At 61.8% G+C, this 17897-nt stretch carries 17 protein-coding genes and 4 pseudogenes; 14 read left to right on the top strand and 7 right to left on the bottom strand.

Annotated elements, in window-relative coordinates; translation table 11 throughout:
* Window positions 1–482 precede the first annotated feature (482 nt).
* Genes hemG through pepQ form a run of 4 tightly spaced genes read right to left on the bottom strand, consistent with a single transcriptional unit; the run spans window position 483 to window position 4448 of the window.
* Entirely contained in the window at window positions 483–1007 is a 525-nt protein-coding gene (hemG, locus tag AB5Y70_RS07135; RefSeq protein WP_029313439.1) for a menaquinone-dependent protoporphyrinogen IX dehydrogenase, read from the bottom strand.
* Between the two features lie 7 nt (window positions 1008–1014).
* The gene (locus AB5Y70_RS07140) at window positions 1015–2472 is read right to left on the bottom strand and encodes a TrkH family potassium uptake protein (RefSeq protein ID WP_048209300.1); all 1458 of its coding nucleotides are present in this window, start codon (window positions 2470–2472) and stop codon (window positions 1015–1017) included.
* A gap of 36 nt (window positions 2473–2508) precedes the next feature.
* Window positions 2509–3126, bottom strand: coding sequence for a YigZ family protein (locus AB5Y70_RS07145; RefSeq protein WP_049636382.1), 618 nt, complete (start codon window positions 3124–3126; stop codon window positions 2509–2511).
* A complete protein-coding gene (gene pepQ / locus AB5Y70_RS07150) occupies window positions 3126–4448 on the bottom strand; it encodes a Xaa-Pro dipeptidase (protein WP_043156014.1) in 1323 nt (440 codons plus the stop codon). Before pepQ ends, AB5Y70_RS07145 begins: the two co-directional genes overlap by 1 nt.
* Before the next feature lie 196 nt (window positions 4449–4644).
* Here pepQ and AB5Y70_RS07155 point away from each other — a divergent pair, with 196 nt between their 5' ends.
* The 6 genes from AB5Y70_RS07155 to AB5Y70_RS07180 all read left to right on the top strand — a co-directional run bounded on the left by AB5Y70_RS07155 (window position 4645) and on the right by AB5Y70_RS07180 (window position 13994).
* Entirely contained in the window at window positions 4645–6582 is a 1938-nt protein-coding gene (locus AB5Y70_RS07155; RefSeq protein WP_049636381.1) for an acetoacetate--CoA ligase, read from the top strand.
* Between the two features lie 203 nt (window positions 6583–6785).
* Entirely contained in the window at window positions 6786–8933 is a 2148-nt protein-coding gene (gene fadB, locus AB5Y70_RS07160; RefSeq protein WP_049636380.1) for a fatty acid oxidation complex subunit alpha FadB, read from the top strand.
* Entirely contained in the window at window positions 8934–10118 is a 1185-nt protein-coding gene (gene fadA, locus AB5Y70_RS07165; protein ID WP_199252926.1) for an acetyl-CoA C-acyltransferase FadA, read from the top strand. It begins immediately after the preceding gene.
* A 334-nt stretch (window positions 10119–10452) separates the two neighbouring features.
* Window positions 10453–11175 carry a response regulator gene (locus AB5Y70_RS07170; protein ID WP_010672413.1) on the top strand — a complete coding sequence of 241 codons (723 nt, stop codon included), beginning with the start codon at window positions 10453–10455 and terminating at the stop codon, window positions 11173–11175.
* 113 nt (window positions 11176–11288) lie between these two features.
* Window positions 11289–12734, top strand: coding sequence for an ATP-binding protein (locus AB5Y70_RS07175; RefSeq protein WP_010672412.1), 1446 nt, complete (start codon window positions 11289–11291; stop codon window positions 12732–12734).
* A gap of 3 nt (window positions 12735–12737) precedes the next feature.
* Window positions 12738–13994, top strand: coding sequence for an ABC transporter substrate-binding protein (locus AB5Y70_RS07180; protein WP_039041362.1), 1257 nt, complete (start codon window positions 12738–12740; stop codon window positions 13992–13994).
* A gap of 44 nt (window positions 13995–14038) precedes the next feature.
* Here AB5Y70_RS07180 and AB5Y70_RS07185 read toward each other — a convergent pair whose 3' ends face one another.
* Window positions 14039–14230: a hypothetical protein gene (locus tag AB5Y70_RS07185; protein WP_010672410.1), complete on the bottom strand. Its 192-nt coding sequence runs from the start codon at window positions 14228–14230 to the stop codon at window positions 14039–14041.
* A gap of 171 nt (window positions 14231–14401) precedes the next feature.
* Between AB5Y70_RS07185 and AB5Y70_RS07190 the strand changes: the two are divergent.
* The 7 genes and pseudogenes from AB5Y70_RS07190 to AB5Y70_RS07220 all read left to right on the top strand — a co-directional run.
* Window positions 14402–14497 (top strand): annotated as a pseudogene (locus AB5Y70_RS07190) (sulfurtransferase TusA); the annotation flags it as partial.
* Between the two features lie 14 nt (window positions 14498–14511).
* A pseudogene (locus AB5Y70_RS07195) lies at window positions 14512–14607 on the top strand (sulfurtransferase TusA); the annotation flags it as partial.
* Window positions 14608–14734: 127 nt separating this feature from the next.
* Complete coding sequence (tusA, locus tag AB5Y70_RS07200) at window positions 14735–14980, top strand: sulfurtransferase TusA (RefSeq protein WP_041214136.1); 246 nt, start codon at window positions 14735–14737, stop codon at window positions 14978–14980.
* Between the two features lie 18 nt (window positions 14981–14998).
* The gene (locus tag AB5Y70_RS07205) at window positions 14999–15346 is read left to right on the top strand and encodes a RidA family protein (protein WP_049636378.1); all 348 of its coding nucleotides are present in this window, start codon (window positions 14999–15001) and stop codon (window positions 15344–15346) included.
* Between the two features lie 28 nt (window positions 15347–15374).
* Window positions 15375–15464, top strand: a pseudogene (locus AB5Y70_RS07210) (endoribonuclease L-PSP); the annotation flags it as partial.
* A 28-nt stretch (window positions 15465–15492) separates the two neighbouring features.
* Window positions 15493–15582: pseudogene (locus AB5Y70_RS07215) on the top strand (endoribonuclease L-PSP); the annotation flags it as partial.
* A 10-nt stretch (window positions 15583–15592) separates the two neighbouring features.
* A complete protein-coding gene (locus AB5Y70_RS07220; protein WP_010672406.1) occupies window positions 15593–15700 on the top strand; it encodes an endoribonuclease L-PSP in 108 nt (35 codons plus the stop codon).
* Between the two features lie 144 nt (window positions 15701–15844).
* On the opposite strand, the gene AB5Y70_RS07225 is transcribed toward AB5Y70_RS07220, so the two are convergent.
* Together AB5Y70_RS07225 and AB5Y70_RS07230 are read right to left on the bottom strand one after the other, a co-directional pair.
* Window positions 15845–16501 (bottom strand): OmpA family lipoprotein, encoded by a 657-nt coding sequence (locus AB5Y70_RS07225; protein ID WP_010672405.1) that lies wholly within the window; start codon window positions 16499–16501, stop codon window positions 15845–15847.
* Between the two features lie 161 nt (window positions 16502–16662).
* Entirely contained in the window at window positions 16663–16905 is a 243-nt protein-coding gene (locus AB5Y70_RS07230) for a hypothetical protein (RefSeq protein WP_043156027.1), read from the bottom strand.
* A gap of 423 nt (window positions 16906–17328) precedes the next feature.
* Between AB5Y70_RS07230 and AB5Y70_RS07235 the strand changes: the two genes are divergently transcribed.
* Window positions 17329–17889, top strand: coding sequence for a cysteine hydrolase family protein (locus AB5Y70_RS07235; protein ID WP_080988601.1), 561 nt, complete (start codon window positions 17329–17331; stop codon window positions 17887–17889).
* The last annotated feature ends 8 nt before the right edge of the window (window positions 17890–17897 follow it).

Below are 17897 nucleotides of genomic sequence, written 5' to 3' on the forward strand. Positions count from 1 at the left end.
CGTTCAATCTGAGCCATGATCAAACTCTTCAATTTAAGTTTGGTTGCTTCGAAAAGCGGCTCAATGAATTGCTGAATTAACTGCTGCAACTAAAAGTTGCTTTGGTCACTTCATCAGACATTGAAAATCAAAAATTGTTTTTTGATGCTCGATGCTGTGAGTGCCCACACAGATTGCTTGATTCAAATTGTTAAAGAGCGTCACGCTTATCGCGTTGAGGAGGCGCATCTTACGCTCCTCACTTCGAAAGTCAAGCGGTTGTTTTCGCTTTTCTTTCGGCGCCCACTTCCTAAGGAAGCTGGCTCATCAGGTTGGCGTGGTCCGCCGTGCTGGTAGGGGCGCATTATAGGGAGCCGCGCCGGGATGACAAGGGCTATTTTGCGAAAAATAGTCCTTTTTACCGATTTGTGGCTCGAACGCCTACTTATCAAACAAAAAGCCCTGCTTACGCAGGGCTCTGGCCGCTCTGAATGACGTCACTGTTACTTTTTTGACCAAAATTCACGGGCAAAGCCGCGCACCTTGTCCCAGTCGGTGAATTCCAGATCCTTGCTGGTATCCGTGCTGCCCCCGGTGATCTTCATGATCAACTGGATGATGCGGGTCTGCCACCAGTTGTAACGGGAGTACTGCAATGCCCCGGCAAACACCCCCAGAGTTTTGGGCTTCCAGGGAGAGAGGCGCAGAAACTTCTTCATGTAGGCGTTGGTCTGCGGCGTCTGCTTCTCGGGCTTGCGTGCCGTCAGGTTCACGCAGAAGAACGCCGCATTGGCTACTTCCAACTGTTCATGATGTGCGTGTATGAAGCTAAGCAGGCTGGGGTGGAAGTTACCATAGCGAATGGAAGCGCCAATCAACACCTTGGCATACTTGCTGAGGTTGCACATGGGCAGGGTGTGCAGGTCGTGCATCACCACTTCGCATCCTGATATTTCCTCCAGCATGACATCCACGATTTTCCGTGTTTGCCCGTCCCGGGAAGAATAAAGCACCAAAATCTTGTCCATACCAACCTCAACTACGCCAGAATGCAGGAGTAAACAGTACCAGAAGTGTGAAGATTTCCAATCGACCAAACAACATGGCCACGATTAATATCCACTGTGCAGTGGCCGAGATATTGCCGAAGTTGGCCGACACCTCCCCCAGACCCGGCCCCACGTTGGTGAATGCCGCAGCCACGGCGGAGAAGGCCGTCACTTCGTTCAGCCCCGTCATCAGCAGCAACAACATGAAGATGAAGAACAGGATGATGTAGGTGGCAAAGTAGCCCCAGACCGCTTCCACGATCCGTTCCGGTACGGCACGCCGCCCCAGCTTCAAGGTGTAGATGGCCCGCGGATGCACCAGCCGTTTGAGTTCACGCATCCCCTGCAGGAACAGGATCATGAAGCGCATCACCTTGATGCCTCCCCCGGTACTGCCGGCACAACAGCCGATGAAGGCGGAGAACATCAACAGCATGGGCAGAAAGGAGGGCCACTCCGCATAGCTGGTCGTGCTGTAGCCGGTGGTCGTGCCCAGCGACACCGCCTGGAACAGGCCATGGTTGAGCGCCTCCTGCCAGGTGGCGTAATGACCGTGGAACAGCAGAGAGACGAAACAGATCAGCACCAGCACGCACTGGATGCTCAGAAACACTTTGAGCTCGGAGTCCCGCAGATAGCTGCTCACGCGCACCGGCTTATGGGCAAACACCATGAAGTGAAGCGCGAAGTTGACGCTCGCCAGCAACAGGAACACCACTGTGATCAGGTTGATGGCCGGGCTGTCGAAGAAACCGATGCTGGCGTCGTGGGTCGAGAACCCCCCAACCGACAAGGTGGAGAAGGAGTGGCAGATGGCATCGAACAACGTCATCCCCGCCATCCAGTACGCGAGAGCGCAGAGGGAGGTCAGCAACAGATAGATGAACCAGAGCGCCTTGGCCGTCTCGGCGATGCGCGGGGTCACCTTGTTGTCCTTGACGGGCCCCGGGATCTCGGCGCGATAGAGCTGCATGCCCCCGATGCCGAGCAACGGCAGCACGGCCACCGCCAGCACGATGATCCCCATGCCACCGAGCCATTGCAGCAGCTGGCGGTAGAAGAGAAACGCCTTGGGCAGATTGTCCAGCCCGGTCAGCACCGTTGCGCCCGTGGTAGTCAGGCCGGAAAACGACTCGAAAAATGCCTCCGAGACCGACATGTTCGGCACGTCGCTGATGATGAAGGGGACGGCACCCACGCTCCCCAGCACCACCCAGAACAGCACCACGATGAGGAAGCCTTCCTTGGACCTGAGTTCCTTTTTCTGGTGGCGGTTGGGGAACCAGAGCAGGAGGCCGAGCAGGAGGGCTATGACGAAGGAGTTGACGAACTCAGTACCACCGCCATCACGATACCCAAAAGCGACCATCGCGGGCAGCAGCATGGTCGAGCTGAACAGGGCAACCAGCAGACCGACGATACGAATGATGCTCAGAATCTGCATTCCGGCTCCCTCTTCAAACTAAAAGAGCGATGGATTCTAGCCATCTAAGGGACGAAGGGATACCCGACCCTGGGTCCGGTCGGTCAATTCCTGTGCGATACGGGCCCAGAACGCAGACTCCCACGCTACCTGAAGGGTGACGCTGGCACCATAATCGGCCACCAGCAACTGCCCTTGATGGGCAGAGATGAGGGACTCCACGGCCCCCATGTCGGTGTAGTCACACTGGATCACGGAAGAGGTCAGCTGACGCTTGATACAGGTTTCAAGTTGCTTGAGTGCTGCCCCCACACCACCGCCATAGGCCTTAACCAGGCCACCGGTCCCCAGCAGCACTCCACCGTAATAGCGCACCACCACGGCGGCGACTTCACCCAGACCGGCCCCCATCAACTGGGCCAGCATGGGTTTTCCCGCTGTGCCCGAGGGTTCGCCATCATCACTGAAACCATAAACCTGGCTGTCTTGGGGGGCGCCGGCGACAAAAGCCCAGCAGTGATGCCGGGCTCCCGGGTGTTGCTGTTTGATCTCGTCGATCCAGGCCTTGGCAGCCTCGACGGTCGGAGTGTGGGCGATGTAGGTAATGAAGCGGCTCTTCTTGATCTCTTCGCTCACCTCCAACGGGGCTGCCGGTATGGGGTAATCCGTCGCCATCAGAGCCCTGCTTGTCTGGTCAGGTTCTCCACCCCGTTGGCATGCAGCACCACGTTGTCCTCGATGCGAATGCCACCATAGGGACGCAGCGCCTCCACCTTGTTCCAGTTGACCCGTTTGCCCTGCTCACCCTGGCGCAGCGGCTCCAGCAGGCTGTCGATGAAGTAGAGACCCGGCTCTATGGTGAACACCTGGCCCACTTCCATCACCCGGGTGCAGCGCAGATAAGGGAACTGCTCGGGGGCCGCCAGGTGGGTGCCGCGCTCATCCTGCATGAAGCCGCCGACATCGTGTACCTGCAGGCCGAGGAAGTGGCCGAGACCGTGGGGGAAGAAGACATTGGTCACCCCGGTGTGGATCATCTCGTCCACCGACATGTCTACCAGTTCGGTGGCTTGCAGCAGGCGCGCCAGCCTGTGGTGCATCTGCAGGTGCAGCTCGCTGTAGCGGCGGCCCGGCTTGATCTCGTCGACGATCTCCTGTTGCTGTGCATCCAGCGCTGCGATCAGATCGGCGAACTCACCGCGGCGCCAGGCCCAGGTCCGGGTAATGTCGGAGGCATAACCGTGCACGTCCACACCGGCATCGATGAGGAAGGAGTAACGCTCCGCATCCGGCACCCGCTGGGTGGAGAGATGGGTGTAGTGCAGGATGGCCGCATTGCGGTTGATGGCAACAATGTTGCCGTAGGGCGCCTCATTGGCCCCCTGTCCGACCGCCTTCATGTAGGCCAGGTTGATCTCGAACTCGCTCGCCCCCGCCATGAAGGAGTCCTTGGCCGCGATGTGGCCGCGCACGCCGATGCGGTTGGCATCGCGAAGACATTCCAGCTCATAGGGCGTCTTGTAGGCACGGTGGTAGTGCAGGTAGTTGAGGACCGCCTCCGGATTGGGCTGACCCAGTCCCAGCAGCTCGGCCACTTCCAGATGGCCGCCCAGATAGGCCCACTCCTGCTTGTTGGCCGGCAGGTGATCGGCAACCTGCTCCGGGCGAGTCAGGAAGCGAATGTCGAAGAAGTCGACCCAGAAGGCGTTGGGCAACTCCGCCACCTTGTGCCAGAAGTCCACCGGCCGGTAGAACAGCAGCACCGGCTTGCTCACGCCATCCACCAGCAACCAGCAGTGAGGGTTGTCCAGCACCGGCAGCCAGGCCTTGAACTGGGGATTCACCTTGAAGGGATAATCCTGGTCATCGAGGAAGATACGATGAGTCTGGCCGGAGTGGATAGCGAGACCGCCAAGACCCTGTTGTTGCAGGATGTCGCGGGTACGCTGCTGAAGGGTGTCGAGATGCTGGGCAAAAAGTTGGCTGTAACTGCTCATGGCGTCCTGCTCCGGGCGAATGTGACTTCAGCATAACATCAAGCGAATCAAGGCTCGAGCCACCCGGCTTTCGCTTCGTGAGGTAACGCATAGGTTACAGGCTTTTTGTTATGAGGATAAAACAGACAATTAACAAACAAAGAACAATTCAATACACTGCCCACAGACAGTAGATATCAGCCGTCAGGAACGACTCATGCAAAACCTTTGTCTGTGGACACCGGATCAGGACAGGATGCAGCACTCCAACCTCCACCAGTTCATGGCCGAGGTCAATCACTTCCATGGTCTGCAACTGCGCAGCTATGCCGACCTGTATCAATGGTCGGTGGAGAAGACCACCCGCTTCTGGCCCCTGGTGTGGCAGCACTGCGGCGTCAAGGGCGAACTTGGCAACATTGTGGCGGAGAACCGCCAGGAGATGCAGCGCGCCCGCTGGTTCCCCGACAGCCAGCTCAACTTCGCCGAGAACCTGCTGCGCCGTCAGGATGAGAGCCCGGCCATTATCTCCCGCATTGAAGGGGCCCCAAGCCGGACCCTGAGCTGGCATCAGCTGGCAGATCAGGTCGCCCGCCTGGCCCAGTGGCTTCGCAGCCAGGGCATAGGCCGGGGTGATGTGGTCGCAGCCTACCTGCCCAATATCCCGGAAACCGTGGTGGCCATGCTGGCAACCACCAGCCTCGGCGCGATCTGGACCTCCACCAGCCCCGATTTTGGCGAGGCCAGCGTGGTGGAGCGCTTCGGCCAGACCCGTCCCAGGGTGCTGTTCGCGGTGGATGGCTACCGCTACGGCGGCAAGGCCATCGACATTCAGGACAAGGTGGCCAGCGTCGTCGGTCAGCTCGACAGCATAGAGCAGACGGTGCTGATCCCTCTGCTCGGCAACCCGCTGCAGCTTGGTCACGACTGGCAGCAACTGCTGGCAAGCCAGCATGATGCCCAGCTCGCCTTCGAGCCCATGGCCTTCAACGACCCGCTCTATATCCTCTACTCCTCCGGTACCACCGGCAAACCCAAGTGCATCGTGCACGGCATTGGCGGCACCCTGCTGCAACACCTGAAAGAGCACCAGTTGCACTGCGACATCAAGCCGGGGGAGCGCATCTTCTACTTCACCACCTGTGGCTGGATGATGTGGAACTGGCTGGTGAGCGCCCTCGCCTCCGGCGCCACTCTGGTGCTCTACGATGGTTCCCCCTTCTACCCGGATGGCAACGTGTTATGGGATCTCGCACGGGACGAAGAGGTCGCCCTGTTCGGCACCTCGGCCAAGTATCTCGATGCGCTGCACAAGCAGGGTTATGCCCCCATCAAGACCCACGACCTGCCTGCCTTGCGGCTGATCTGCAGCACCGGATCCGTGCTGTCGCCGGAGGGGTTTGACTACGTTTACCAGCAGATAAAGCAGGATGTGCAGCTCAGCTCCATCTCTGGCGGCACCGACATCTGCTCCTGCTTCGTCATCGGCAACCCCTTGAGCCCCGTCTATCGCGGCGAGAGCCAGGGGCGCGGCCTTGGTCTCGCGGTGCAGGTATTCAACGAGGCGGGCCAGCCGGTGCTGGGGGAAAAGGGCGAACTGGTCTGCACCAAGCCTTTCCCGGCCCAGCCCATCTACTTCTGGGGTGACGAGAACGGCGACAAATACCACGCCGCCTACTTCGAGCGGTTCGACAACATCTGGTGCCACGGGGACTGGATCGAGCTGACCCCGACCGGCGGCATTCTGTTCTACGGCCGCTCCGACGCGACCCTCAACCCGGGCGGCGTGCGCATCGGCACCAGCGAGATCTACCGCTATGTAGAGCAGCTGGACGAGGTGGAGGAGAGCATCGTCATCGGCCAGCAATGGAAACAGGACGAGCGAGTGGTGCTGTTCGTCAAGCTCAAGGCGGGCTGCAAGCTGGATGAGCCGCTACGCGAGCGGATCCGCCAGCAAATAAAGCAGCACTGCACCGCCCGTCATGTGCCTGCCCGCATCCTGCAGGTGGATGCCATCCCCCGCACCAAGTCCGGCAAGATAGTAGAGCTGGCGGTGCGGGAAGTGGTGCACAACCGCCCCGTCAACAATACCCACGCCCTCGCCGATCCCGAGGTCTTGAACCAGTATCGCAATCGGCCGGAACTGGCCAGTTGATACCACGCTCATCTCCATCGGAGGCGCCGCAAGGCGCCTCTTTTTGCCCGTTTTGTGATGAAGAGCTTTTACTCGACAACTGTTAAACAAATGTTTTAAATAGGTGTTGAAAATGTCTCCTTTTGGATCAATAGTGAGCCTCGCCCCCTGCTGGGGATAAAGGAGCACCATTCCCCACAGAGTGGGAACAAGGAGACACTCTCATGATCTACCAAGGCGAAACCCTGACGGTCAGCTACCTCGAAGACGGCATTGCCGAACTGAGGTTTGATGCCCCGGGTTCAGTCAACAAGCTGGATCGCGCTACCCTGCTCTCCCTGAGCGAAGCGATCGCCGCATTACAGCAACAAGCCGATTTGAAGGGTCTGATCCTCACCTCCGGCAAAGACGCTTTCATCGTCGGCGCCGACATCACCGAATTCCTGGAACTGTTCGATCTGCCGCAGGAAGATCTGCTCGGCTGGCTGAAGAAGGCCAACGACATCTTCAGCGCCATCGAAGATCTGCCCGTGCCCACCCTCTCCGCCATCAAGGGCCATGCTCTGGGCGGCGGCTGCGAGACCATCCTCTCCACTGACTTCCGTCTGGCCGACACCAGCGCCAAAATCGGCTTACCCGAGACCAAGCTCGGCATCATGCCGGGCTTTGGCGGCACTGTCCGTCTGCCGCGGGTGATCGGTGCCGACAACGCGCTGGAGTGGATCACCACCGGCAAGGATTACCGTGCCGATGACGCCCTCAAGGTGGGCGCCATCGACGCCGTGGTCGCCCCGGACGCGCTGCACTGCGCCGCCGTGCAGATGATCAAGGACGCGGTCAACGGCAAGCTGGACTGGCAGGGCCGCCGCGCCGCCAAGAAGGCCCCGCTGCGCCTCTCCAAACTGGAAGCCATGATGAGCTTCACCACCGCCGCCGGCATGGTTGCCGCCGTGGCGGGCAAACACTATCCGGCCCCCATGGCCGCCGTGAAGACGGTGGAAGCCGCCGCCGGCATGGGCCGTGACGAGGCGCTGGCCGCCGAGGCCGCCACCTTCATCAAACTGGCGAAAACCGACGTGGCCAAGGCGCTGGTCGGTATCTTCCTCAACGATCAGCACATCAAGGCGCTGGCCAAGAAGGCCGCCAAGCAGGCAAACAAGGCCACCGGCCATGCCGCCGTGCTGGGTGCCGGCATCATGGGGGGCGGCATCGCCTACCAGTCTGCCAGCAAGGGCATCCCGGCGGTGATGAAGGACATCAACGAGAAGGCGCTGGCACTTGGCATGAATGAGGCCACCAAGCTGCTCAACGGCCAGCTCGAGCGCGGCCGCATCGACGGCATCAAGATGGGCCAGGTGCTCTCCGCCATCACGCCGACCCTCAGCTATGACAACGTCAAGCATGTGGACGTGGTGGTCGAAGCTGTGGTCGAGAACCCGAAAGTGAAGGCCGCCGTGCTGGGCGAAGTGGAAGGGATCATCGGCGAAGACGCCGTGCTCGCCAGCAACACCTCCACCATCCCCATCTCCCTGCTGGCCAAGGGACTGAAGCGCCCCGAGAATTTCTGCGGCATGCACTTCTTCAACCCGGTGCACCGCATGCCGCTGGTGGAGATCATCCGCGGCGAGCAAACTTCCGATGAAACCATCAACCGCGTGGTGGCCTACGCCGCCGCCATGGGCAAGTCCCCGGTCGTGGTCAACGACTGCCCCGGCTTCTTCGTGAACCGCGTGCTGTTCCCCTACTTCTTCGGCTTCAACAAGCTGGTCGCCGATGGCGCCGACTTCGCCGCCGTCGACAAGGTGATGGAGAAGGAGTTTGGCTGGCCCATGGGCCCCGCCTACCTGCTGGACGTGGTCGGCATCGACACCGGCCACCACGCCGGTGACGTGATGGCGCAGGGTTTCCCGGCACGCATGAGCAAGGAAGGCCGCACCGCCATCGACGTAATGTATGACGCCAGCCGCTTCGGCCAGAAGAACGGCAAGGGTTTCTACGCCTACGAGCAGGACAAGAAGGGCAAGCCGAAGAAGGTGGCCGACGCCGCCAGCTACGAGCTGCTGGCCCCCATCGCCAAGCCGAAGCAGGACTTTGACAAGGAAGCCATCATCGCCCGCATGATGATCCCGATGATCAACGAGGTGGTGCTCTGCCTGGAAGAGGGCATTGTCGCCACACCAGCCGAAGCCGACATCGCGCTGGTCTACGGCCTGGGCTTCCCTCCCTTCCGCGGCGGCGTGTTCCGCTATCTGGACACTATCGGTCTGGATCGCTACGTGGCCATGGCCGACCAGTATGCCGACTTGGGCCCGCTCTACCGCGTCAGCGACCGCTTGCGTGAGATGGCCGCCCAGGGCAACACCTTCTACTGATTGCGGAAAGGAGATCCATTCATGAAAGACGTAGTCATTGTCGACTGTATCCGGACCCCCATGGGCCGGTCCAAGGGCGGCGCCTTCCGCAACGTGCGTGCAGAAGACTTGTCCGCGCACCTGATGAAATCCATCCTGCTGCGCAACCCCAACCTCGACCCGAACGAGATCGAGGATATCTACTGGGGCTGCGTGCAGCAGACCCTGGAACAGGGCTTCAACATTGCCCGCAACGCCGCCTTGCTGGCCGGCATTCCCAAGCAGGTGGGGGCGGTCACCGTCAACCGCCTGTGCGGCTCCTCCATGCAGGCGCTGCACGATGCCTCTCGCGCCATTCAGGTAGGTGATGGGGATATCTTCATCATCGGCGGCGTCGAGCACATGGGCCACGTGCCCATGAGCCACGGGGTGGACTTCCACCCCGGCATGGCCAAGTCGGTGGCGAAAGCCTCCGGCATGATGGGGCTGACCGCCGAGATGCTCGGCAAGCTGCACGGCATCAGCCGATCGCAGCAGGACGAGTTTGCCGCCCGCTCCCACCGCCGTGCCCACGCCGCCACCGTGGAAGGGCGTTTTGCCAAGGAGATCGTCGGGCTGGAAGGGCACGACGCCAGCGGCGCCCGCTTCTTCTACGACTATGACGAGGTGATCCGCCCCGAGACCACGGTCGATACGCTGAGCCAGCTGCGCCCGGTGTTCGACCCGGTCAACGGTACCGTCACCGCCGGCACCTCCTCGGCCCTGTCCGATGGCGCCGCCGCCATGCTGGTGATGAGTGCGGATCGCGCCAAGGCCCTCGGCCTCACGCCCCGCGCCAGGGTGCGCGCCATGGCCATCGCCGGCTGTGACGCCGCCATCATGGGTTACGGCCCGGTGCCGGCCACCCAGAAAGCGCTCAAGCGGGCCGGTCTGACCGTCGGCGACATCGACCTGTTCGAGCTGAACGAGGCGTTTGCCGCCCAGTCCCTCCCCTGCGTGAAGGATCTGGGTCTGCAAGACCTGGTGGACGAGAAGGTGAACCTCAACGGTGGCGCCATCGCCCTGGGTCACCCGCTCGGCTGCTCCGGTGCCCGCATCTCCACCACCCTGATCAACCTGATGGAAGAGAAGGACGCCACCCTAGGAGTCGCCACCATGTGCATCGGCCTGGGTCAGGGCATCGCCACCGTGTTCGAACGGGTGTAAGTGAATCGCCCCTGACTGCTCACCGGTCAGGGACGCCGCCTCGGGGCGGCAACAACAGACAGAAGGCGGCCCTGCTTCCCGGCACAGCGGCCCCATCACGAATACCGGGTCGGCTGTCGAGTCTGTGGAACGCGCCACACGGGGTGCGCTCCTGCCGTCGGAATCTGCGTGTTGGCCGGCCCGTTTGGGTCGGCCTTTTTTATTCTTTTCCCGCGATCGGGGCCAATCCTGAGGCTATATTGCCCATAACTTCACATTAGAGGGGGGGCTTGCTTGCTTTTTACTCCCCCGACAGGTTCAATCTGCACAAAAAAATGGGTGGATGCACATACATATGTCAACGAGCAAACAACTGCTTATCGTCGACGACGATCGGGAGATCCGCGAGCTGCTCAACGAGTACCTGACCCGGGCCGGTTTCGAGGTACTGACCGCGGCTGAAGGGAACGAGATGCGCCAACAACTGGCCCAGCACAGCCCGGACCTCATCATTCTGGACATCATGATGCCCGGCGACGACGGCTTTACCCTCTGCCAGCAGATCCGCCGCGACTCCCAGGTACCCATCATCATGCTCACCGCCGCCTCCGACGAGGCTGACCGGGTGATCGGTCTGGAACTTGGCGCCGACGACTACATCGCCAAGCCGTTCAGCCCGCGCGAACTGCAGGCCCGCATCAAGGCGCTGCTGCGCCGCGCCGAATTCCGCCAGCCGGAGAAAGAGAAGGAACCGAGCCGTCGGCTGCGCTTCGCCGAGTGGACCCTGGACACCCTGAGCCACCAGCTGACCCACGAAGATGGCAGCCTGCTGGATCTCTCCGGCAGTGATGCCCTGCTGCTCGGCATGTTCCTGCAGCAGCCCGGCGTGGTGCTGGACCGGGATACCATCTCGGACGCCACCCGCGGTCGCGAGAGCCTGCCCATGGAGCGCGGCATCGATGTGCAGATCAGCCGCCTGCGCCAGAAGCTGGGTGACAACGGCAAGAGCCCGCGCATCATCAAGACCATTCGCGGCAGCGGCTACATGCTGATCGCCGAAGTCCACGAGATCCCGTAACAGACAGACGCTGCGGCGAGGCCTTGAACGGGCAGAAGAGAGACCCATCACGGGGCAACGGCAAGGCACAGAGGTAAGCACCCCATGCTGATCGACAAGAGACACACGCTGCCATGACGGGGCAGAAGTTCTGGCGGGCCCTGGTGCCCCGCTCCCTGCTGTCGCGGATGCTGCTGCTGTTGCTGCTCGCCATCCTGCTCTCCCAGACCATCCTCACCGGCATCTGGATGCAGCAGATCCAGAAGCGGGAGCTGGAGGGCATGCTCAGCACCACCCGCAACCTGGCGCTGTCGGCGGCTTCCACCGTCAACTTCTTCAAGTCCCTGCCCCTGCAATACCGCCACATTGCCCTGGATCAGCTGCGCAACATGGGGGGCAGCCGCTTCTTCGTCTCCTTGAACGAGGAAGAGATCCACATCAGCGCCATCCCCGACAGCGAGCGCAAGACGCTGGTGCTCAAAGAGGTGCAGGAGGTGCTCAGCCGCAAGCTCTCCGACGCCATGGCGATCAAGGTGGACTTCTCCCGCCCCGAGGAGCTGCACGTCTTCAACAACGACACCCTGCTGGCGGATCTTCCCTCCTCCTGGGCCCGCTACACCCTGTCCCTGGAGCCCATCAATCCGCCGGTGCTGGTGACCCAGATCGAGATAGAACCGGGGGAGTGGCTCTATCTGGCGGCCCTGCTGCCCGCCCCCTACATGACGCTGGATGACACCGTGATGCCAAGCAACCAGGTGCGTTTCATCGCCCTGATGACGGTCTTCCTCTGCTTCTTCACCTTCATGCTGGTGCGCTGGCAGACCCGCCCCCTGCGTCGCCTCGCCAAGGCAGCGGTCAACCTCGGCAAGGACATCGACCAGCCGTCCCTCAAGGAGGAGGGTGCCTCCGAAATCGTGGCGGCGACCCGCGCCTTCAACATCATGCAGCAGCGCATTCGCCGCTTCATCGACGATCGGGAGCGCCTCTTCAGCTCCATCTCCCACGACCTCAAGACCCCCATCACCCGGCTGCGACTGCGGGTCGAACTGCTGGACGACGAGGTGCAGATCGCCAAGTTCAACAAGGACCTGGACGAGCTGGAGCTGATGGTCAAAGGGGCGCTGCAGACGGTCAAAGAGACGGACATTCACGAGAACCTCGAGCAGATCGACGTCAACGCCCTGCTGGAGCAGATGGCGGAGGCCATGAACCTGCACGAGGATCTGCTCACCATCGAGGGCCACTGCAAGTGGCCCTATCGCGGCAAGCTGCTGGCCCTCAAGCGCTGCATCGGCAACCTGGTGGACAACGGCATCAAGTACGGCCAGAAGGTGCGCATCATCATCATGGATGACGAGGAGATGCTGATCCTCTTCATCATGGACGAGGGGCCCGGTCTGCCGGACGATCAGTTCGAGCGCATCTTCGAGCCCTACTACCGCCTCAGCACCGATGCCGCCGGCACCGGGCTGGGCCTTGGCATCGCCCGCAACATAGCCCACGCCCACGGCGGCGACCTGGTGCTGGAAAATCGCCCCCAGGGCGGCCTGCAGGCCACCCTCTCCCTACCAAGGCAGTAATGTATGAAGTGGTTGTCTTTTTCTGTCATCGCCCTGCTCTCCCTGCCCGTCTGCGCCTCCCAGGTGGAGGTATTGCACTGGTGGACCTCCGGCGGCGAGGCCAGGGCCGTGGAAGTGCTCAAGTCCGAGTGGGCCGAACAGGGCAACCAGTGGAACGACTTCGCAGTACAGGGGGGGGGCGGCAAGAGCGCCATGACGGTGCTCAAGAGCCGGGCCCTGGCGGCAAACCCGCCGGAGGCGGCCCACCTCAAGGGGTTCGAGCTGCACGAGTGGGGCAGCCTGGGCTTTCTGCGCGATCTCACCCCCATGGCCGAGCACCTCGGCTGGTACCCTCAGCTGCCCCCCATGGTGCGCGACACACTCAGCCAGAACGGCGCCCTGATGGCGGTCCCCACCGGCATCCACCGGGTCAACTGGCTGTGGCTCAACCGCAAGGTATTCGAGCGACAGGGGCTCAAGCCCCCCACCGACTGGGCTCAGTTCGTGGCGGTGGCGGACAAGCTCAAGGAGCAGGGCATCACCCCCCTCGCCATCGGTAACGAACCCTGGCAGATCGCGGTGCTGTTCGAAACGGTGGCCCTCGGCGAAGGGGGCAAGACCTTCTATCGCAAGGCCTTCCTCGAACAGGACAGCGCCACCCTGACCGGCCCCGACATGGTGCGGGTGCTGACTCGCTTTCAGCAATTGCGCGCCTATGTGCCCGAGAAATACGCCGGCCTGAAATGGCACCAGGCCACCAACCTGCTGGAGAGCGGCGGCGCCGCCATGCAGGTGATGGGGGACTGGGTGAAGGGAGAGTTGAGCGCTGGCAACTACCGCCCCGGCGAGGATATCGAGTGCCTGCCAAGCCCGGGCAGCCAGGGGCTGTTCAGCTACAACCTCGACTCTATCGCCATGTTCAAGCAGCGGGATCCCGCCCAGTTGCAGGCCCAGGGCGAGCTGGCCAGGCTGTTGATGACACCGCGCTTTCAGGAGGAGTTCAACCGGGTGAAGGGCTCCATCCCGGCACTCATCAAGCCGGACATGAGCAAGTTCGATCGCTGCGCCATCCGCTCCTATCAGGACTTCCTCCACGCCGAGCAACAGGATAACCTGCTGCCCAGCATGGCGGAGGGGATGGCGGTGCCCACCAACATGCGCCAGGGGATCATGGATGTGCTGAGCAGCTTCTTCAACGACGCCAGGGCCAACCCCGAGCAGACGGCACAGCAGCTGGAGCGCGCCATGCGCTCGACCCGTTCAGGCGCGGAGCAGAAATGACAAAGGCGGACATCGTCCGCCTTTGAGTGCCGAGAGCCAGGCTCTCAGGAGGGATCGTTCTCGTCCTCATCCTCGTCGTAGTAGTCACTGAGCTCGATCCAGAGCCCCAGCCCTATCATCACCATGGAGCCGAACCAGGTACCGGTATTACCGATCGGGCTGCCCAGCACTATCATGGCGAACGACAAGAACCCCATGCCTGCGTAGGCTTGCAATCTGCCGTAGGAGACCTGCATATTCACACCTCCTTGTTGAATATGGTTCAATTTTTATATTACTCATCGAGCGAAGCCTGGGTAGAGCCGGTTCACATTTTGGTAGCATATGCTGCATAACCGCCCCGTGGTTTGATTATTTTTTCGCCGTGAGTATCATTGCTGGCCGAATTGGTTGAAGGTTGATTATTGATGAGTGCTTTATTCTGCGACGCAACGCACGAGTTGGACGCAATCGGGCTTCGTTGCCCCGAACCCGTGACGATGGCGCGCAAGAAGGTGCGGCTGAAGGTTGATTATTGATGAGTGCTTTATTCTGCGACGCAACACACGAGTTGGACGCAATCGGGCTTCGTTGCCCCGAACCCGTGACGATAGCGCGCAAGAAGGTGCGGCTGAAGGTTGATTATTCATGAGTACTGAATTCTGCAATGCGACCCACGAGCTGGACGCAATCGGGCTTCGTTGCCCCGAACCCGTGATGACGATGGCGCGCAAGATGGTGCGGCTGAAGGTTGATTATTCATGAGTACTGAATTTTGCAATGCGACCCACGAGCTGGACGCAATCGGGCTTCGTTGCCCCGAACCCGTGATGATGGTTCGCAAGAAAGTGCGGCTGATGGCGGATGGGGAGACCCTGCTGGTCAGCGCCGACGACCCCTCCACCACCCGCGACATTCCCAGCTTCTGCCGCTTCATGGACCACACCCTGGTCGCCAGCGAGACAGAGCAGGCCCCCTATCGCTATCTGATCCGCAAGGGTCAATAACCCCGTACCGGAGCAAACATGACAACCATTACCCGTATCGGGACCACCCAGCGCTGGTCTGATGTGGTCATCCACAACGGCACCCTCTACGTGGTGGAAGTGCCCGCCACCGACACCGCCGACATCCACCAGCAGACCCGTGAAGTGCTGGAAAGCCTGCAGCGTCTGCTGGAAGCCAACGGTTCCGGCGTCGACAGGATCCTGATGGCCAACATCTATCTCAAGGACATTGAAGACATCGCCGCCTTCAACGCGCTGTGGGATGCCTGGATCCCGGCAGGCACAGCCCCGGTCCGCGCCTGCGTACAGGCCCGTCTGGCCCACGAAGGCTACAGGGTGGAAGTACAGCTCACTGCCGCTGTCTAAACGAAGCGGGATGCCTGGCTCCCCTGATGCAGACACCGCCCCCGTGCGCGCCTGTGTACAGGCCCGTCTGGCCCACGAAGGCTACAGGGTAGAAGTGCAGCTGACTGCGGCGGTCTAAACAAAGCGGGATGCCTGGCTCCCCTGATGCAGACACCGCCCCCGTTCGTGCCTGCGTGCAGGCCCGTCTCGCCCACGAAGGCTACAAGGTGGAAGTGCAGCTGACTGCGGCTGTCTAAACAAAGCTGGATGCCTGGCTCCCCTGATGCAGACACCGCCCCCGTGCGCGCCTGTGTACAGGCCCGTCTCGCCCACGAAGGCTACAAGGTGGAAGTGCAGCTGACTGCGGCTGTCTAAGAGGCGGTTATCCCCTCATCCCCGACCCTTCTCCCGCAAGGGGAGAAGGGAGCAAAGAACAAGGCGCCACTGCCCACAACGCCGAATAACAAAAGGCCCCGCCATCGCTGGCGGGGCCTTTTTCATGGCATCGAACCGGACCGCTTAGGCGGTCGGGGTCAGGGTGATGGTCACCCGACGGTTCTGGGCCTTGCCTTCGGCGGTGCTGTTGCTGGCCACCGGCTGATCCGGGCCCACACCACTGATGGCGATGCGGCTGCCGGACACGCCCTGGCCGATCAGCTGGGCGGCAACGGCATCGGCGCGATCCCGGGAGAGCTTCATGTTCAGCTCGCGGGAGCCGGTGCTGTCGGTGTGACCGACCACGTTCAGACGGGTCTTGTCGAACTCGGCAACCACCAGGGCCACGCCGGACAGGGTGTTGGCACCGGCGGCTTTCAGCTGGGCGCTGGAGCTGTCGAAGGTGACGTTGTTCGGCATGTTGAGGATCAGCTGATCACCGTTGCGGGTCACGCTGACGCCGGTGCCTTGCAGCTTCTCGCGCAGCTTGGCTTCCTGCACATCCATGTAGTAACCGATACCACCACCCAGGGCCGCACCGGCGGCGACGCCAGTCAGGATGCCCTTTTTGCGGTCGCCCTTGCTGGAGGAGAGCGCCCCCACGGCTGCGCCGGTCGCCGCACCCGCCAACGCGCCCCAGGCGCCCTTGGAGGTCTGGGATTCACCGGTATAGGGGTTGGTGGTACAGCCAGTGATGGCGACGGTCAGGGCAAGTGCAGGAACCAGTTTCTTGAAATGCATGAAAAAACCTCTGAAAAAGAACGACTCTAGCCGATAGCCGCGCATTCTAACCCAGAGAGGCGCCAGAGTGTGACGCGCGCATTGCGAAGATGGGCAGGGGGCAAAACGCCCCCTGCCCCTTGCGACTTACCCGGTGCAGGCCATCTTCGGACGGGCCCGCATCAATATTTGATATCCCGGGCCTTGTCTCGCCCCTCCTGCTTGTTGTCACGATGCTCCTGGCGGCAGTCGGCATTGCCCACCACCCCCTCACGACACGCCTGTTTCGCGTCACGGGACTCCTGACGGGTATCCTGACGCACATCGCGGGCGTCACGGCGCTCCTGGGCCTGCTTGGTGGCCTGTGCAGGCAGGGCGGCCAGCAAGGCGGTGGCGGCAAGCAGCGCCAATACGGACTTCTTCATGATGGCTCCTTCGCCAGACAACCTGAACCGGTCCGGCGTCTTTCAATGATAGGGGAGGGGCAGGATCCCGGTAGCGCCAACTCGGCCCTCGGGGGCGTCGTCTGTGCAGCCTCGGACCTTCTTGCACAGGGCCGGCTTCCCCTCGTGTTTACCCTGACGAGCGACGTCATCCCCAGGGTGCAGCCGATCAGGCCGGGGAAGAGAGGGCAAACGGCGCTCAGTGACACGGGACTCCCTCGTGATGGCGCTCCCGATGGTGAACCCGTGTGACTGTATCCCGGCTGTACCAAGGGGCGAAAAGGCTCCCGGCCCGGCGCAACGGAACATGCTCCCGGGGTCTGGAGTGGTTGCCCCCCAGATGCGGGTTGTCTCATTAGAGCCCATGGCCCCAGAGTGGGTGACATTTCTCACGGAGCCATGACCATGTCGTCCCTTTCCCGCCCCGCGCTGCTCATCATCGACATCCAGGTGGGCCTCCTTCACGGCCCGGAAGCCCCCCATGCCGGGGCCGAGACCCTGGCCAACATCAATCGCTTGGGCCAAGCGGCCCGCAGTGCCGCTCTCCCCGTGCTGGCGGTGCGCCACACGGGCTCAGCCGGCAGCCCCATCGCCGCTGGCAGTCCGTTCTGGCAGCTTGCGCCTGAGCTGGTCGTCGGCGAGGCCGATCGGGTGTTCGACAAGCAGCGCCCCAGCGCTTTCCATGGCACCGGCCTCGATGGCTGGCTGAAAGAGGACGGCGTGCAGACCCTGATCATCACCGGCATGAAGACCCAGTACTGCATCGACACCACCTGCCGGGCGGCGGCAGATCTCGGCTACACCGTGGTGTTGGTGAGCGATGCCCATACCTGCATGGACACGCCGCAACTGACCGCCCCCCAGATCATCGCCCATCACAACGCCACCCTGGCCGGCCCCTTCGTGCGGCTGATGAGCAGCGACGAGGTGTGCGAGGTGCTCGGCCGCCCCCTTGAGCCCTGCTGATTCAGAGC

The organism is Aeromonas sp. s1(2024), from assembly GCF_040908005.1.
In the GTDB taxonomy this organism is placed as follows: Bacteria; Pseudomonadota; Gammaproteobacteria; order Enterobacterales; family Aeromonadaceae; genus Aeromonas; species Aeromonas caviae.

Bases quoted from the DNA above. Each gene is read 5' to 3' on its own strand.
- hemG (WP_029313439.1), bottom strand. From the start codon at position 1,007: ATGGACAAGATTTTGGTGCTTTATTCTTCCCGGGACGGGCAAACACGG.
- AB5Y70_RS07140 (WP_048209300.1), bottom strand. From the start codon at position 2,472: ATGCAGATTCTGAGCATCATTCGTATCGTCGGTCTGCTGGTTGCCCTG.
- AB5Y70_RS07145 (WP_049636382.1), bottom strand. From the start codon at position 3,126: ATGGCGACGGATTACCCCATACCGGCAGCCCCGTTGGAGGTGAGCGAA.
- pepQ (WP_043156014.1), bottom strand. From the start codon at position 4,448: ATGAGCAGTTACAGCCAACTTTTTGCCCAGCATCTCGACACCCTTCAG.
- AB5Y70_RS07155 (WP_049636381.1), top strand. From the start codon at position 4,645: ATGCAAAACCTTTGTCTGTGGACACCGGATCAGGACAGGATGCAGCAC.
- fadB (WP_049636380.1), top strand. From the start codon at position 6,786: ATGATCTACCAAGGCGAAACCCTGACGGTCAGCTACCTCGAAGACGGC.
- AB5Y70_RS07170 (WP_010672413.1), top strand. From the start codon at position 10,453: ATGTCAACGAGCAAACAACTGCTTATCGTCGACGACGATCGGGAGATC.
- AB5Y70_RS07175 (WP_010672412.1), top strand. From the start codon at position 11,289: ATGACGGGGCAGAAGTTCTGGCGGGCCCTGGTGCCCCGCTCCCTGCTG.
- AB5Y70_RS07180 (WP_039041362.1), top strand. From the start codon at position 12,738: ATGAAGTGGTTGTCTTTTTCTGTCATCGCCCTGCTCTCCCTGCCCGTC.
- AB5Y70_RS07185 (WP_010672410.1), bottom strand. From the start codon at position 14,230: ATGCAGGTCTCCTACGGCAGATTGCAAGCCTACGCAGGCATGGGGTTC.
- tusA (WP_041214136.1), top strand. From the start codon at position 14,735: ATGAGTACTGAATTTTGCAATGCGACCCACGAGCTGGACGCAATCGGG.
- AB5Y70_RS07205 (WP_049636378.1), top strand. From the start codon at position 14,999: ATGACAACCATTACCCGTATCGGGACCACCCAGCGCTGGTCTGATGTG.
- AB5Y70_RS07220 (WP_010672406.1), top strand. From the start codon at position 15,593: ATGCCTGGCTCCCCTGATGCAGACACCGCCCCCGTGCGCGCCTGTGTA.
- AB5Y70_RS07225 (WP_010672405.1), bottom strand. From the start codon at position 16,501: ATGCATTTCAAGAAACTGGTTCCTGCACTTGCCCTGACCGTCGCCATC.
- AB5Y70_RS07230 (WP_043156027.1), bottom strand. From the start codon at position 16,905: ATGAAGAAGTCCGTATTGGCGCTGCTTGCCGCCACCGCCTTGCTGGCC.
- AB5Y70_RS07235 (WP_080988601.1), top strand. From the start codon at position 17,329: ATGTCGTCCCTTTCCCGCCCCGCGCTGCTCATCATCGACATCCAGGTG.